The sequence below is a fragment of the Streptosporangium sp. NPDC002544 genome (assembly GCF_040295965.1).
GTDB lineage: Bacteria > Actinomycetota > Actinomycetes > Streptosporangiales > Streptosporangiaceae > Streptosporangium.
This window is the reverse complement of the sequence record NZ_JBEOWJ010000007.1, coordinates 231,415-246,748: the sequence shown is the minus strand read 5'-3', so window position 1 is coordinate 246,748 and position 15,334 is coordinate 231,415. Positions and strand designations below refer to the sequence as shown.

Genomic DNA, 15,334 nt, shown 5'->3' with positions numbered 1-15,334 from the left:
TGGCGCGAAGAGCCCGATACGGTGAAAGTACGCGCGGCGGGGGTCGAGCACAGCCGACAGACACCGTCCGAGGCCGGCATCGGCACCTGGTGCAGTCACCGTGGAGCCGATGACCAGGCCGGTGACCTCGTCGCCTCGCCGTGGCGGTCGGCTACCGCGGTCGCGCGGTTACGAGGTGCCGCGTTCGGTGAGACTCCACAGCGCGGCCACCAGCGGTCGGCGCAGGTCGACGCGGCGTACGCACAGGCCGATGGTGAAAACCGCGGGCTGCGGATCGGCCGGGATGATCGTCAGCCGGTCTCGTACCACACTGTTGTCGAGCACCAGCCGCGGCACGATCCCCGTGCCGTAGCCCAGCGCGACCAGAGTCAGCAGCGCCTCGTGCCCCTCCGGTTCCGACGCCACGTCCGGCGCGCGGCGGTGGCCGGGTGCGCGGCTGCGGAACCAGCGCTCGGCGGCTTCGCGGACCAGACCGCGGTGCGGCAGCACGAACGGACCGTCGAGCCCGTCGTCCGTACGGTCGCGCGCCGTCACGAAGACCAGTTCGGTCGTCGCCACCGTCCGGCTGACCAGGGACTCCGGAAGGCGCGCCGGAATCCCCGCGACGGCCACGTCCGCCTCGCCCTCGTCGAGCCGGGCCAGCGCGGCCGCCGCGTCCCCGGTGCGCAGCTCGACACGGACCTGCGGATGGGCCGCGTGAAACGGCGCCAGAAGCTCCGGCAACAGCGCCTGGCAGGCTGTCACGGTCGCGAACACGCTCAGCCGGCCGGTGAGTTCGGCCGGGTCCGGAGCCGCCTCGCGATAGCCGTTCCAGAGTTCCAGGGCCCGTACGGCGTACTCCCGGAAGCGGTGGCCCTCGGCCGTCAGCGCCACCCCGCGCGGGCCACGGTCGAACAGCCGGTGGCCGAGGTGCGACTCCCAGCGCTGCACCGTCCTGGTGAGCGTCGCGGGGCTGACATGGCAGTCGAGACTCGTCCGGCCGAAGTTCAGCGTCTGCGCCAGATGCAGGAAGATCCGCAACTCGCGATGGTCGTCGATCACGCACCCACCTCGCTCTTTCGCTTGGCGCAACGGACCGCTGCACATGTTGCGCTTGCCGTAATGCCGGAGCGGAGCCTACAACTCCTTCCATGACCTCCACAAACACAAATTCCTTCAGCTCAGCGGTGTTCCCCCTGGAGACGATGGACGTCCCCGGCGGCACCGAGACGATCCTGCGCGGCGGCCGTCACCTGTTCCCGCTGCTACCCGAGGCGCTCGCCGGCGTCCGGCGGATCGGCGTGATCGGCTGGGGTCCGCAGGGCCGCGCCCAGGCCCGTAACCTCCGCGACTCGCTGATCGGCACGGACATCCGAGTCGCCGTCGGACTGCGGCCGGATTCGGCCTCCGCCGCCGACGCGCGTGCCCACGGCTTTACCGAGCAGAACGGCACCCTCGGCGACTGGCTCACCGTCACCGCCGACAGCGACCTCGTCATCCTCCTCATCGCGGACGCCGCACTCGCCGTCCACCACCGGGAACTCTTCGCCGTACTGCGCCCCGGCGCCACCATCGGCCTCTCGCACGGCTTCCTGCTCGGCCACCTCCGCGCCACCGGCGGCGCCTTCCCAGCCGGGCACGGCGTCATCGCGGTCTGCCCCAAGGGCATGGGTGACTCGGTGCGCCGCCTGTACGAACAGGGCGCGCAGGTCAACGGTGCCGGGATCAACAGCAGTTTCGCCGTCCACGCCGACCCCGACGGCCGGGCCGTCGACCGTGCGCTCGCCTGGTCCGTGGCGCTCGGCTCCCCGTACACCTTCCGCACCACGCTCGACAGCGAGTATCTGTCGGACATCGTCGGCGAACGCGCGATCCTGCTCGGTGCCGTTCACGGCCTTGTCGAATCCCTCCACCGCCACTACCGGCTCACCGGCGACGATCCGGTCACCGCCTACGAACGGTCCTGCGAGAACATCACCGGGCCGATCGCCCGTACCATCTCGCGCCATGGTCTGCGCGCGGTGCGCGAGCAACTGGACTCGGCCGGGCAGGACGCCTTCGACCGGACCTATACCGCGGCCTACCGCCCGGCGCGCGACCTGATCGCCGAGATCTACGACGAGGTCGCCGACGGCACGGAACTGCGCAGCGTGATCCTCGCCGAACGGCGGCTCAGCATCCAGCCGATGACCGAGATCGGCGGCTCTGCGATGTGGGCGGCGGGCGATACGGTACGCGCCCGGCGCGGCGAGGGGGCACTACCCGTCGAGCCGTTCACCGCCGGAGCGTTCATCGCCACGATGATGGCGCAGGTCGACGAATTCGCCGAGCGCGGCCACCCGTGGTCCGAGATCGTCAACGAGTCGATCATCGAAGCGGTGGACTCGCTGCTCCCGTACATGCACGCCCGCGATGTCGCCTACATGGTGGACAACTGCTCCCGTACGGCCCGCCTCGGAGCCCGCCGCTGGGGCCCGCGCTTCCAGGCGGCGTACGAACAGATCGCTTTTCCGGCGGCAGAAGGGGAGGGGCGGCCGGCCGATCCGAAGCTCATCGACTCCTTCGCGCAGCACCCCGTCCACGAAGCGCTGGCCGTGGCCGCGCGGCTCCGCCCGTCCGTGGACATCTCCGTGGCCTGATGATCCAGCGTCGACGATGAAAGCGTGCCGGGACTTCATGAATGACCAGGGCGCTCTGCTCGCCGCCTCGCACATCGCAGTGCGCGCGAACGCGCGGTGGAGCCTTCGGTCTTCGAGCCGCCCTCGGTGGTCTATTCCGGGACGATGTACTCGACCGCCGGTGCCTCGATGTATTTGTCGAGCTCAGGGAGGTTGACAACGATCGGGTCCACACCGGACCGCACAACCGCCCAGGGGGCGGCGCCGAACTCTGGGACTTCCTGCCCGGTCTGCCCAGGCCACCAGGTCACAAAGATCGAAGCGATCGGCCAGGTCTTCCGTACCTTGTCCGACGATGACCGTGAGGTGCTGTCGCTGGTCGCCTGGGAGGGCCTGGACCGCGAGGAGATCGCGACGGCACTCGGGGTGTCGCGCAATGCCATACGCATCAGGCCGCACCGCGCCCGCAGGCGCTTTCACCGCGCGCTCGCCGAGGCAGGTGTCCGCTTCACGTCAGAGAGACGCTGAACCGGTCATGATCACAGGTCAGGTGGGCGTCGGGAGCGCACCCGAATGGGCTACACGTCGGCAGTCCGCGGCTCGTCGGCGCGCACGATGGTGGCGAGCACCTCGTTGAACGCCTCGGTCGAGGTGGGATGGTTGTAGACGGCATCGCGGAGTTCGGCCGCCTTGATCCCGTGTCGCATGGCGAGCGCGACCGTGTTGATGAGTTCCTGCGCGTCGACGCTCAGCAGGACGGCTCCAAGGATCTCGTCCGTCTCGGCGTCGATCACGAACTTCATGAATCCACGGGTCTCCTCGACGATGTACGCGCGAGGCATCGCCACGATCTCGGCGACGGGTTCACTCGCGATCTTCACCCGGTATCCCGCCGCGCGGGCCTCCTTCTCAGTGAGCCCGACGGTCGCGAGCGGCGGGGTCATGAACAGGGTGCGGGGAACCGCGACGCGGTCCGACACCGAGCGCCGGCCCTCGCCGATGAGCTGGTCGATGACGACGCGGCTGTCATCGAGGGAGAGGTAGGTGTGCTGCGGCCCGCCACGGACGTCGCCGAGAGCGTAGATGTGCGGCTGACTCGTGCGCAGATGCTCGTCGACCTCGACCGCCCCATGCTCGGTGGTGCGGATGCCGGCGGCATCCAGCCCGAGGTCGCGGGTCGCCGGCGCGCGACCGGTGGCGGCGAGGATGGTGTCGACTTCGAGGGCGTGCTGCCGCCCGTCCCTCTCGTAGACGACGGTCGCGCCGGTCTCACCGTCGCGAACCTCCGTGACGTGTGCGCCCTTGATGATCTCGATGCCGTCGCCCGCGAGGATGCCCTCGGCGACGGCGACGGCATCGTCGTCCTCACGGCCCAGGATCCTCGAAGCGGACTCGAACACGGTGACCTGCGAACCGAACTGACGGTAGATCGAGGCGAACTCGATGCCGATGTATCCGCCGCCCACGATCGCGAGCCGTTCGGGCAGGACCGTCGTCTCGATCAAACCGGTGCTGGTGAGGGTGTGTTTGCTCTCCCGCAGGCCGGGGGTGTCGGGGATGATTGCTTCGGCACCTGTGTTGATCAAGATGGTCTCGGCGGAGATCGTGAGACGTTCGCCACCCGCTTCGACGCCGACGGTGTGCGGGTCGATGAACACGGCTCGGCCGGTGACGACCGTCACGGTCTCGGCGCCGTTCATCGCCTCGTAGTTGCCGCCGCGGAACAGCGCGGTCAGTGCCTGCACCTCTTCGACGGAGCGCTCGTACCATTCCTGCGCCGAGTCGCTCCTCCGGCGCTTGCCTGCGTGGTGGACCAGCGCCTTCGTCGGCACACAGCCGACATTGGGGCACGTGCCTCCGTACATCCGCTCCGACTGCTCGACGAGCACCACGCGCTTGCCGAGGCGACCCATCGTCTTCGCGACGGCCGTGCCGCCCTTGCCGAAACCGATGACGAGAAGATCGGCGCGAAGAGTGTCGTTCGTGGTGTCCATAGCTCCAGCTTCAATATGTAGGAGTGAGCTCACAGCCGGAGCCGGGCGCGTGCAAGGGGTGGTCGAAGCTCCCGGTGGCTCGGTCCTCGCTCACTGGACGTCACCCACCGATGCGGTTTTCGACACCGGTCAAGCATCACCCGACGACTCCGGCTTGTTGAGGAGACACGCCCCGTTTCCGCAGCTCTTGGATGAACTCGCACGAGTTCCTCTGCTTGCGGACGGTCTCCTGAGGTTCGGTTTTCCAGGCGTGGGGGTCGGTCAATCAAACGGCTCTGACACGGATCCGGTGGTGACGTGTGGCCGAAACGACTGCGATTACGATCCTCGCCGGAGGCTGCTTCCGAGGAATGCGCGACCGCCCGCCACCGGTCGCCCGGCCTGGGCAGACCCTCCTCCCGCCGGTGAGCCTCTGCTCACGCCACCTTCGCGACACGCCCTCGTTATGCCCGACGCTGCCTGCAGGATGCTTCGACATGGGGGCGAGGCGAGACAGGTTTAGCCTGGTCGTATGAGACAGCCACCGGAATCCGCACCGCCTCGGGCCGCGACCGGCCAAAACGTCGGCATCGCCGGCCCGGGGCACCGCCGGGTCCTGCTCGCTCCCGACGGCGTCGGCTGAGGGCGGCCCGTTGTGGACGGCTTCGGCGACGCCCTGATCGGCGACTGGCACCGTGCGGCCCATGCCGCGCTCAAGGCGCTGGCGTTGTTCCTGACCGCCGCGGTGGCATTCCGGATCACCGAACGCCGCACCATGGCGGAATTCGCCCCGTTCGACTGGGTCGCCGCCGTCGCGGTCGGCGCTATCGTGGGACGTACCGCCACCGCGACCGACGCCTCATGGCTGACCGGCGCCGCGGCGCTGCTGGCCCTGCTCGCCGCCCACTCGGCCATCACCAGGCTTCGGTTTCTGCCGGGCATCAGCCGCCTGGTCGACCCGCCACTGCGAGTCCTGATCCACGACGGGCACGTCAACCGGCGCAACCTGCGCCGTTGCGGACTCACCGAAGCCGACCTCGCCGCCGTGCTCCGCCAGCACGGACACCACAGCCCGGACGGCATCCACCTCGCGATCTTCGAGTCCAAAGGCGCCGTCTCCGTCCTGCCACACCCCCCGGCCGCACCACCGGACCTGGCCTCTCCGCCCGGGGGCGGACGGTAGCACCGGTGGATTCTTACCGTCTGCGAACGGGTGCGTGCCGTACGGCCCTGGCCGTCGGGGTCACAGCCCACTCTCAGCAGGGCGAAGACACTGCTCACCGGCGCGGCCGGGTTCATCGGGAGTCATGTGGCGCAGGCGCTGGAGGCGGCTGGGCACGAGTGGTCGGTCTCGACGTGTCGCAGGTGCTGAACGACCCGGCGGAGTTGGAAGCCGCCCTCCAGACCGCCGGGGAACGGCTCACCGCCGATCCGCGGTTGGTCGCCTCTGGCTGGACCTTGTACACGGTGACCGCCGACGAGATCGAGTTCCGGCAGGCCGACCAGGACCGCCGTCACATCCGTCTGTCGTACACCCGCGACGGTGACTCCTGGACTCGCCAACACCTCTGGCCATGACAACCTACGGCCAGACTGGCACGCGACCACTCCCACGTACCTAGGACCTGATCTTCTCTCCACCGCGAGGAACCTTCGGGACAAACCCGGGCATCAGCTGTACGAGGGGGAAGCGTGACGCTGGTCTTCGGAGCCCTCGACCTGTCCCGTCAGAGTGAGCGATAGTGCACCCAGGCTCGCCCGGCCTCGGCGGCCCGCGCTCGGAAATCGCGTCCTTCCACCGGGCCGAACCGCGCCTTGTACAGGCGGAACAGCGTCCACAGCACGGCCACGGCGGTGACGGCGTCCGCGGGTGCGAACCGCCAGGCCGGTACACGAGCCAGCAGCGCCTCGGTCTGCTCCGGGGTGTGACCCGCCTCGATGAGGCGGGGAGCGAGCATGACCGCGTCCACCCACGCGGCACCGCGCACCGCGAACGCCCAGTCGATCACGTACGGCCGACCGTCATCGATCCGGAAGTTGCCGGGGTGCAGGTCGTAGTGGAGAAGGGTGTCCCCCTCCAGCGCGTCGGGACTGAACTTGGCGAGTGCCGTCTCGTACATGGCCCGGTACGGCAGCTCTTCGGCGAGCAGGCTCGCGGCCTTGGCCTGGAGTCCCGCGATGTTCACCTCGACGTCTGGAAGCTGGCCGGGGCACGGGGTGAGCGCCTCGTTCAGGACGACCAGGGTGTCCAGCACCAGCGGCACATCCGGCGAACCGGGCGATAGATCGGCGTCCCGGCCGTCGACGTACTCGTGCAGCAGCACGATCCACCCCTCCACCTCGCCGCTCCACCGCAGGCGGGGTATGGGCAGGCCGGGCGGCAGTACGGCGCCGGCTGCCCGTTCCCGCTCGTACAGGGACGCGGCCGGGCTGGCGGTGGAGACGGCCTTGAGGAAGACGGTCCCGCTGTTCTCGGTGTGCAGCCGGGCGGCGAGGCCGGGCATGAGTCCCTTGGTCACCGGTTCGGCCTTGAGGACCTGGCCAATCTGCTGCTCGACGGTGCCGCGTACGTTGCTGGGGAGGTCGTCCCACTGTGGTTTCACGGTCAGCTCTCCCTCGGGTCGTCGGCACAGCCCGCGTAGCACTGGCTGCATTCGCTGGCGGGGATCCACAGCTCGGGGACGACCGGCAGGCTGGCGGCCCGCATGGCTTCGACGGTAGTCCCGATCGTGGTCACGGGGTGGGAGGTCGTGTCAGCGGGCGCGTGGTGGATGAACCGGCTGGCGACCCTCGTACAGAAGTCCTGGTACTCGCGGGTGTACGCCAGGAAGGCATGCCAGCCGATGTCCACCTGCTTGGAAGGGGACAGACGCGCGTCCGGGTTGAGCGCGCAGGCGACCAGGAACGCCAGGGCCTGCTCCATGACGCATGCGGCGTCCTCGGTAGGGATGTCCTCCTCGCGGGCGATGCGGTCGGTCAGGGATCCGAACAGCTTCTCGGGGATGAGGGTACGAGGATGTGCCAGCTCATCGTCGATGAGTCGAACCGTTGTGGCAGAAGCCATTGCAGCCTCCATGCGGGGTATCCGGATGCTGTCGATCCGGAGTGAGCCTGCTTCGACGCTAGGGACGGCATGCCGTACGGCTCAACGGAATGTCTTCAGATTTCTTCAATCTCGTGCAGGGCACGGTCAATCAGCTCGTGCGCGCGCTCCCCATACACGGCGAGACGGTCCAAACCGCCGAAGTGCCGCTCGTACAGCGCGATCTCCCGAGGCTGGGTCACGTTCAGCCCGGCCGTGACGGTCTCCGTCATGACGATCCGCGAGTCGAAGATCCAGTATCCGGCGTGCGGGCCGAGCTCGATGTCGGCGTGCCGGGGAATGACGCCGACGTGCAGGCGCAGCGGAAGCGCCTCCATCTCGGCGCGGATGTGCGCGAGTTGACCGCGCATCACCTCCGGACCGCCCACCCACGTGTCGAGGGCCTGCTCCGCCATGATGATGTGGAAACGCCGATCCCCCATCCGCAGAATCGCCTGCCGGCCGAGTCTGGCACCGACCGAGGTGCCCACCGGCTCATCATGCCCTGCCGTACCGGTCAGGTCGGTCATGCTCAACGTCACGGTGAAGAAGGTCCTGTTCTCGCCCTACTCGTTCCACTTAAGGTCCGTTTGTCCTTACGTGTCACACCAGTCTGGCAGAGAGGGCCTGATTAGCGCCATCAGGAGGGAAAGGGCTCACTGTCCGGCTCCGCTGCCCCACTCACTGCGGGAGCGCACGAACCACGCAAGCCAACACGATCTCGCAGTGAGTGGTCACGGCCGCTGACGATTTTCGCCCATCGTGAGGGCCATCGGTCCAGCCAGATTCACTGTTGTTCATGGAACCGCTTCTCGTGACTAATAGTCTGATGGCTTGTGCTGCCTCTACGCGAATTAAGACGGTCGGGTGCGATTCTGGCGACTGTCCTCCTGACGTTAGGAACAGGATGTACGGCTCAGGAACTGCCGGGCCAACCCGACACGCTGCCTGCGACGCACACGCCAAGCAAAACTCTCAGGGACGTTCGCCTGCGGCGCCTTGAGCTTCCACCGCAGTCCTCTCCTGCAAAGCCGCACGCCGGGAAGCAATTACATCCGCGATATGCACCGCCGCAACAACGGGCTGCTCGTGTTCCCATACTCTGATCGTCAGCCATCCGGCCTTTGCAAGGAGACGGTCCGTTTCGGCATCACGCTCTCGGGTTCGCCGAACCTTCTCCGCCCAGAACGTAGCATTGGTCACCGCGACGGTGTGATGCTCAGGGCACCCGTGCCAGAAGCACCCGTCCAGGAAGACAGCGATCTTCACTTTAGTGAAGACCAGATCCGCAGTCCGGCGAACACTCTTCAGCGGGCGATAGCAAACCCTATAACGCAGACCAAGTGCATGAACGGCTCGACGAAGGGCCAACTCCGGTTTGGTGTCCCGCCCCTTGTTCGATCTCATACTGGCCCGGGTCGCCACACTCGACGCCCACGACTCCACATCCGTTCGCGCCACGGCTTCTAGCGTACGACATACGGCAACGTTCACAGTTGGCCAGCCAGCGCGCGGAGCTATGACGACCAGTAAGCGAGAACGCGGACCGGGCAATCGCCAAGCCGTGGAACCCGTAGCCCGCCCCTCCCCCAGAGGAGAGGTGAACGACCTTCCAAGTCACGACCGTCACAACAGTCGAGGTTAGACAGGCTACCCGTTGATGTTCTGTCGATCTCCAGCGGCTGGCGAGCGGTACAAGCTAACACGGATCAATCGAACAGCTACCATCCATATCAAGTCTCATATGCCCACCCGAATGGATCTGGAGGCCGCCGTGCTAGCCGGGGTCACGTTGGCCGGTCGATACCGGCTGGATTCCATGCTTGGCGCGGGTGCCATGGGCGAGGTCTGGAACGCCGTCGACTTACGCCTCGCCCGCGAGGTGGCCGTCAAGATCTTCCCAAGCCACCTCGATCCTGAACCGAGGAAGGTCGAGCGCTTCCGCGCCGAGGCCAAGCTCTGCGGTCAACTCCAGCATCCCGGCATTGTCGTCGTCCACGACGCCGACGAGGACAGTGGACAACTTTTCTACGTCATGGAGCTCCTCCACGGTAAGGACCTGGCGAAGGTCATGAAGGAGCATCGAGGCGGCCTGTCCATCGGACGGGTAATCACCATCGGTGCCCGGCTGGCTGAGGCACTCGGGGCCGCACACGACAAGAAGGTCATCCACCGGGACATCAAACCCGCCAACATCATGCTGCTCCCCGGCGACCGACCGAAAATCTGCGATTTCGGCATCGCCAGAGTGGTCGAGAAGGGTAGGGCCACCGCCCAGGCCGGAACGCCCGCATATGCTGCCCCCGAACAGTCGGACGGTTCGCCGGACGAGCGGAGCGATCTATATTCGCTGGGCTGCGTGCTCTACGAGATGGCCACCGGGGAACGGCCGTTTCACGGCACCGCATGGCGATTGCTATTTCAGCACGCGATGACAGAGCCCCAACCCCCGAGGGAGATTCGTCCCGAGATTTATCAACCGCTCGATGACTTGATTCTCCAGCTTCTCGCCAAGAGCCCGACCGACCGCCCTCAGTCCGCCATCGAGGTGGCCGACCAGCTCCGGGCCATGCGCCCACGTACGCCGAAGCCCGCCAGCAAGAAGGTCGAACAGCTTCCGCCGCATCACCTGTTGAAGTCCGACGCCTCAGAGCGTAATCATACGGACGCCGACGACAGTCTGGTAAAAGAAATCGACCGTGTCCTGCGGGAGGCACGAGTCGATGCACGTGTTACCGGATACACGCGCACGCCCACTGTGACCCGCTTCGAGATCCGGCTTGGTCCAACGACACACGAGTCCGCGGTCTTTGCCTTAGCGGGGCGGATCGGGCAAGTCGTAAAGCACCGCGTGGCACGGCTGGTGCCGATGGAGCGGTCGAGTTCTCCCCTGCCGGGTGTGCTGGCAGTCACCCTGGAGGTGTCGCACACCTCTCCTGACTTACTAAGCCTGGGCGACGTGCTCCGGGAAGCCCCCGAGGGCGACTTGTCGTTGATCGGGCTCGGGCGAGATCGGGATGGCGCACCCGCTTTTCTCAATCTCCACGAGTCACCTCATCTCCTGGTCGCCGGAAACCGCGGCGCGGTCAATCCGATCCGGGGCATCGTCGCCTCGCTGGCCATGCGCCACTCGCCGAAGCAGTTCCGCCTGGTGATGTCCACCCGCGATAACCCGTTCGCCGACCTCCCCCACTTGGTGCCGCAGGCCGCGGGCGAGCCGCTCACCTGGGCGATCGCTGAGGTTGACTGTCGATACGCGGACCTGCGCAAGCGGCAGTGCCGGACGATCGAGCAGTTCAACAAGGAGGTGCGGGAGTCCGGGAGCCCTGCCCCCATCGGGGCGTTGGGCGATGCCGACCTAGCCCATCCCGACGTGGTCGTGTTCATCGACGAACTGGCCGCGGTCGAGGACCTTGGGCAGGTCATCGAGCTGGCCAGGGAGGGACGCGCGGCTGGCTTCCATCTGGTTGTCCGTACGGCGAAACCGTACGTGCTCAATAGGCGACTCAAGGGCTATCTGCCGAGTCGACTCGCGCTATCGGTGACGACAGCAGGGGAAAGCACCTGCGTCCTAGACCGTCCCGGCGCCGAGTCGCTGAGTCCCGGAGAGGGACTGCTGGTGCCGGGTCGAGGGCGCGAGCCGTACGAAATAAGACTCGCCACGATCACCGACGGAGAGATTCGCGAGATCGTCAACCACTGGCGAGGCTGAGGAAGGGCGAAGGCTCTCCGTGCCAGGAGACATGGAGGCGTTCCCTAGCACGGGTGCAGGCCACGAAGAGCAGGCAGCGTTCCCGCTGGAGGTCGTTGGCGTACGTGGTCGCGTCCTCGTCGAGTGGGGTGACCGCGTTCGGGGCGGGCAGTTGGTTGGCGCCCACGCCGATCACTGCGACACACCGGAACTCCAGGCCCTTCATCCGGTGCATGGTGGTGACCCGCACCTGACCATCGGCTCCGTCCTTGTCGCGGGAGAGATAGCCGACCTCGATGCCGGCCCGCTGAAGGTATTCGACCGCCGCTTGACCTGTCGTTTCCGATCGCGCCGCGATGCCGATCTCCTCGGGAAGGACACCCGCGTCAAGCCAGACACGCACGGTTTCGATCAACCGTGCGAGCTCGGCGTTCCTGGTGGTGGCGCCGTACAGCTCTGGCTTGGCACCGTGTACCTCAGAGCGGCACCCGGTGAGGCTGGCCTGAATTCCGTCGAGGTCGTCGATCTTCTCACCGGCGAGCATGGCGCAGCTCCACGCGAGGATCTCCTCCGTGGTCCGGTAATTGATCTTTAGTCGGGTAGATCTGCCCGCGATCTGTATACCGACGGAACTTAACGAGACGCGGTTGTCGTAGATTCGCTGATGGGTGTCACTGGCGATGAACAGGTCGTTCGGCCCCTTCGCCACCGCCGCGCGCAGTACCCGCCACCGAACTGGGTGCAGATCCTGCGCCTCATCCACGATGACATAGTCGTACGGCCACGCCTCCACTTCCCCGAGGGCGCGCGTCGCCTCCACGCAGACCGTCTCGAAGGTGCGGTAGTTGTTGTCCGCCAGCTCCTGCTCAAACTCGGCGATCGCGCGCCAGACCTGTGCCCGCTGCAACGACCCAAGTCGCCGCCCGCGCCCGACCCGCTTGGTGTAGAGGTAGCCATCGGATGAGGTGATCCCCTGAGCGAGGACAACCTGACGCCACTCCTCGGCCAGGAATCGCTCGGTGAAATCGAGATTTCGCCGGCGGATCACCCGGCGCCAGATCTCCTTCTCCTCCTCGTCCCGAAGCAGAATGAACTTGCCCACGTGGCGCCTGGCGAACTGATCCACGGTGAGCACGTCGATGCGGGAGAGCACCTCATTGTCGGCCTCCAACAACCGCAACGACTCGGCCAGCGAGCGGGTGAGCGTCGCGGTGAAAGTGGTGAGCAGCACCCGGCCACCCTGCTGCGCCAGGTGTCTAGCCCGATGTAACGCCACCACCGTCTTGCCGGTGCCAGGACCACCGGTGACCTGCGCCGAGCCGGAGTACGACTGGAACGCCGCCGCTGACTGCAACGGATGGAGGTAGACCCGCCACCGAGCGAGCGGCTTGTCGAACAGCTCCATAAGCTCCTTGGGCCCCTCGACGAGCGCCACTTTGTGCGGCATTCGCCTGGTGGCTGTCACGAGGTCGTCCGGTTCGATCTTTTCCGGCACGGCTACGCCGACCACGTCATTCCAGACCGCCTCCGGCGACATCCCCGCGGCCAGCCCGAAGAGCACATCGAACTGGACTTGTGGCAGCTTGCCGTCCAGCGCCTCCAGCATGGCCACGTCCGTGAGCATCCTGGCGAACTTGAGCATCTGGTCGTCGATGCCGAGCCGGATGAGATCGGCGTCGGACACGTGCTCAAACAACGGACGAGCGGCCTCCACCGGGGTGTGACTCATCGTCTCGATGGCCGTATCGATGATCGCGTCGTCACGGATCTCCATATGGCCCGTGGCCATGTTGACCGTGGCACGGCGGTGTCGTACCCAGCCATATGCCTCGTCGTGCGTGTCCACCCTGAGCAGGGTGAAGTGATCACCCTGCTCAGGGACAAGCACAATACCGCGGTACTTCAAGTCGATCCGGATGCTCTTGAACCGCGGGTCCCGGATGTCGTGCAGCTTCTCCAGATGCGCCCCAGTGTGCGCGGTCTGTTCGAACTTCTTGATCGTGTCGAGCACCTTCCGTTGGATGGTGCGCTCCAGGCGAATGAGATCCTGCAGGAAGTCCTGGTGGATACCCAGTCGCGGCACAGCACCCCCCTTACATCCAGCTCCCCGTCTCGGAGATCACGTTAGTCAATTACCTTCGTGGAAGAAACCGGTCGACGGATCTTCCGGGGTTCCGATCAACATCGCCCGGTCCAGGAAAACGTTGTTGGTCTCACAGCTGGTCTCCGGCAGCAGCACGCAGGCATAGCATGCGGCCAGGTTGAGACTGTCGAGACCGCTGGCCTCCGACTCCATGCAAGGCGGGTCTTGGGAACACCACTCGGTCCGTGCCAGAGCCCCTTCCAGAGTTTCGTGGAGCTTGCGGTGCTCGCCCTGGGCGACGACGCCGCCGAGAGATCCCGCCGAGTCGCTGGTGGCGGTGTAGATCAGGATGCCGGCCATCTCGTCGTCGACGTAGAGCCGCTCGCGCAGGGACGCGGCCGGGTACCCGCAGTCCAGGCTCCACTCGTTGATGAGCACGTGGGCGAGCGTGTGGAGCAGGACATAGCGCGCGGTCACCGGAGACGTGATGTCGGATGGCGGCCTCATGCCGCCGGCCCTCTTAGCACGCTCGCGCAGGAGCGCCGTGTGATTGGTCCAGATCGTATGAGCACGCTGCCGCGGGCCGCTTCGCTGCTCCCACGTCCGCAGGAGGTCATCATCGATGGCGAGGAAGACACCTTCACCGCTGACCTCGATAGCGGGCAGCCAATCCATGGTCTTCTTGGCCATCGCCGATCTACGCTTGTCTCCACCGGCCGGGTCGGGCAGCTCCACGCGGGTGAACGATTCCAACGCCCGGACCTCTCGGAGCCTTTTCACGAGCATGGAGCGTTTGAGTCCGTACGGCAGGCTCGTCCCGTCCGCCAACGCCTGGACGCACTCGAAGTGCTCCTCACGTCCGACGGATCCGGTGCCGTCATAGAGGTGCGCGTACTCCTGGTTCCGTAATTTGTTGGCCGATTCCAGCATGGGCTGCTCTTTGGAATCGGAAAGCGCGCTGCTCTTCAACTCGCGCCGACGCAGAACCGCTGCGAGTACCTCTTCGGGAGTAAACCCGCCGTCCTCCACAACATCGCTCCGCGCGATCATGTTGAGAAGGGCCTTCTCGGGGACCTCATCGTCGAGCGCCTGGCTCCACTCGCTATAACGAGAGTTGATCCGCTGCTGAAGTGTCTCTGACCACGGCGGAATCGACAGCGCGGACCTCGAGATTCCGAACCACGCGGCCGAGGCACCTCGCTGCAGAGTGCGCGGTATGGCAGAGCAGCCGGGTTCGTTCGCGTCCCGTCCCAGCCAGGGTCGCCGTCCCCGACATTTGATGCCCAGTTCCTTCATGGCGTTACGTCCGAACGCGCCTTCCAGGGACGCCGGCCGTACGCCGCAGGAGCACTTGATCAAGACAGAGCGAAGCGAGGCAGTCTGCCCCGTGCTCTCCAGCGTGAGCTCGTGCTTATCTTCCCCCTTCTGTTCGCTCTTCTTGTGAAGCCACTCGAAGTAGGGGAAATCGTCCAGGTGCCCGTTCTCGCAGGCGATTACGAATCGGGAGGGAGTCAGCGGCTTATTGCAGTCTCCGCACTGGCTCTGCCCTTCGGGCGAACCGAAGCTCTTGAAGTACTGAAGCTTTTTGCAGGAGGCGCACGAGTACGTCTCGGGAAACAGCCGTACCTTGATCCCATTTCCAGAGGAGGGCTCGTCGGCGGGAGGCAGCTGGAACCTATCGACGCTGAGCCAGCCCTCAAGCCGGGGCTCATAGATGACGTCTGAAGGCCATACGCGCCAGCTGTCGATCCCGCTGACGATGTACGATTGATCCTCGACGGCGATCATCGAGCCCACACCATAGGTGGTAATGGTCTGTGCCCGCCGGACCGCGCCCAGCGGCTTCTTGGTAACCTCGGCCTCACCGTTCGCTCGGGTCTGCCGAGTCCGCGTGCCACGAAGTCCCAT

14 protein-coding genes are annotated in these 15,334 nt (G+C 66.2%); 6 read left to right on the top strand and 8 right to left on the bottom strand.

Translation table 11 applies throughout. The features are described 5' to 3' along the window. Nucleotides 1-168: 168 nt before the first annotated feature. Nucleotides 169-1,041 carry an HTH-type transcriptional activator IlvY gene (ilvY, locus tag ABT061_RS13165; protein ID WP_350915949.1) on the bottom strand — a complete coding sequence of 291 codons (873 nt, stop codon included), beginning with the start codon at nucleotides 1,039-1,041 and terminating at the stop codon, nucleotides 169-171. A gap of 89 nt (nucleotides 1,042-1,130) precedes the next feature. Between ilvY and ABT061_RS13160 the strand changes: the two genes are divergently transcribed. After that, the gene (locus tag ABT061_RS13160) at nucleotides 1,131-2,618 is read left to right on the top strand and encodes a ketol-acid reductoisomerase (protein ID WP_350915947.1); all 1,488 of its coding nucleotides are present in this window, start codon (nucleotides 1,131-1,133) and stop codon (nucleotides 2,616-2,618) included. Nucleotides 2,619-2,942: 324 nt separating this feature from the next. Beyond that, nucleotides 2,943-3,125: a sigma factor-like helix-turn-helix DNA-binding protein gene (locus tag ABT061_RS13155; RefSeq protein WP_350915945.1), complete on the top strand. Its 183-nt coding sequence runs from the start codon at nucleotides 2,943-2,945 to the stop codon at nucleotides 3,123-3,125. A 50-nt stretch (nucleotides 3,126-3,175) separates the two neighbouring features. Here the strand turns inward: ABT061_RS13155 and ABT061_RS13150 are convergent, their stop codons facing one another. After that, entirely contained in the window at nucleotides 3,176-4,591 is a 1,416-nt protein-coding gene (locus ABT061_RS13150) for a dihydrolipoyl dehydrogenase family protein (protein WP_350915943.1), read from the bottom strand. A 634-nt stretch (nucleotides 4,592-5,225) separates the two neighbouring features. Between ABT061_RS13150 and ABT061_RS13145 the strand changes: the two genes are divergently transcribed. From ABT061_RS13145 to ABT061_RS13135, 3 genes are read left to right on the top strand one after another with little or no spacing between them, the layout of a single operon-like run. Then, nucleotides 5,226-5,753, top strand: coding sequence for a YetF domain-containing protein (locus tag ABT061_RS13145; RefSeq protein WP_350915941.1), 528 nt, complete (start codon nucleotides 5,226-5,228; stop codon nucleotides 5,751-5,753). A gap of 30 nt (nucleotides 5,754-5,783) precedes the next feature. Further along, the gene (locus ABT061_RS13140; protein ID WP_350915939.1) at nucleotides 5,784-5,942 is read left to right on the top strand and encodes an NAD-dependent epimerase/dehydratase family protein; all 159 of its coding nucleotides are present in this window, start codon (nucleotides 5,784-5,786) and stop codon (nucleotides 5,940-5,942) included. Next, nucleotides 5,912-6,148 (top strand): pyridoxine 5'-phosphate oxidase C-terminal domain-containing protein, encoded by a 237-nt coding sequence (locus tag ABT061_RS13135; protein ID WP_350915937.1) that lies wholly within the window; start codon nucleotides 5,912-5,914, stop codon nucleotides 6,146-6,148. The genes ABT061_RS13140 and ABT061_RS13135 overlap by 31 nt, the downstream gene beginning before the upstream one ends. 149 nt (nucleotides 6,149-6,297) lie before the next feature. Here ABT061_RS13135 and ABT061_RS13130 read toward each other — a convergent pair whose 3' ends face one another. From ABT061_RS13130 to ABT061_RS13115, 4 genes are all read right to left on the bottom strand, one after another. Then, on the bottom strand, nucleotides 6,298-7,173 hold the full coding sequence (locus ABT061_RS13130; protein WP_350915935.1) for a phosphotransferase family protein: 876 nt from the start codon (nucleotides 7,171-7,173) through the stop codon (nucleotides 6,298-6,300). 2 nt (nucleotides 7,174-7,175) lie between these two features. Beyond that, complete coding sequence (locus tag ABT061_RS13125; RefSeq protein WP_350915933.1) at nucleotides 7,176-7,634, bottom strand: glycine-rich domain-containing protein; 459 nt, start codon at nucleotides 7,632-7,634, stop codon at nucleotides 7,176-7,178. Between the two features lie 95 nt (nucleotides 7,635-7,729). Then, nucleotides 7,730-8,194: a Scr1 family TA system antitoxin-like transcriptional regulator gene (locus ABT061_RS13120; protein ID WP_350915931.1), complete on the bottom strand. Its 465-nt coding sequence runs from the start codon at nucleotides 8,192-8,194 to the stop codon at nucleotides 7,730-7,732. Nucleotides 8,195-8,627: 433 nt separating this feature from the next. Then, on the bottom strand, nucleotides 8,628-9,059 hold the full coding sequence (locus ABT061_RS13115) for a very short patch repair endonuclease (RefSeq protein ID WP_350915929.1): 432 nt from the start codon (nucleotides 9,057-9,059) through the stop codon (nucleotides 8,628-8,630). 349 nt (nucleotides 9,060-9,408) lie between these two features. Here ABT061_RS13115 and ABT061_RS13110 point away from each other — a divergent pair, with 349 nt between their 5' ends. Further along, nucleotides 9,409-11,364: a DNA translocase FtsK gene (locus ABT061_RS13110; RefSeq protein WP_350915927.1), complete on the top strand. Its 1,956-nt coding sequence runs from the start codon at nucleotides 9,409-9,411 to the stop codon at nucleotides 11,362-11,364. Here the strand turns inward: ABT061_RS13110 and ABT061_RS13105 are convergent. Both ABT061_RS13105 and drmB read right to left on the bottom strand, forming a co-directional pair. Continuing rightward, complete coding sequence (locus ABT061_RS13105) at nucleotides 11,345-13,426, bottom strand: UvrD-helicase domain-containing protein (RefSeq protein WP_350915925.1); 2,082 nt, start codon at nucleotides 13,424-13,426, stop codon at nucleotides 11,345-11,347. The genes ABT061_RS13110 and ABT061_RS13105 overlap by 20 nt on opposite strands. 45 nt (nucleotides 13,427-13,471) lie before the next feature. Continuing rightward, nucleotides 13,472-15,334, bottom strand: a complete 1,863-nt coding sequence (drmB, locus tag ABT061_RS13100) for a DrmB family protein (protein ID WP_350915923.1) — start codon at nucleotides 15,332-15,334, stop codon at nucleotides 13,472-13,474.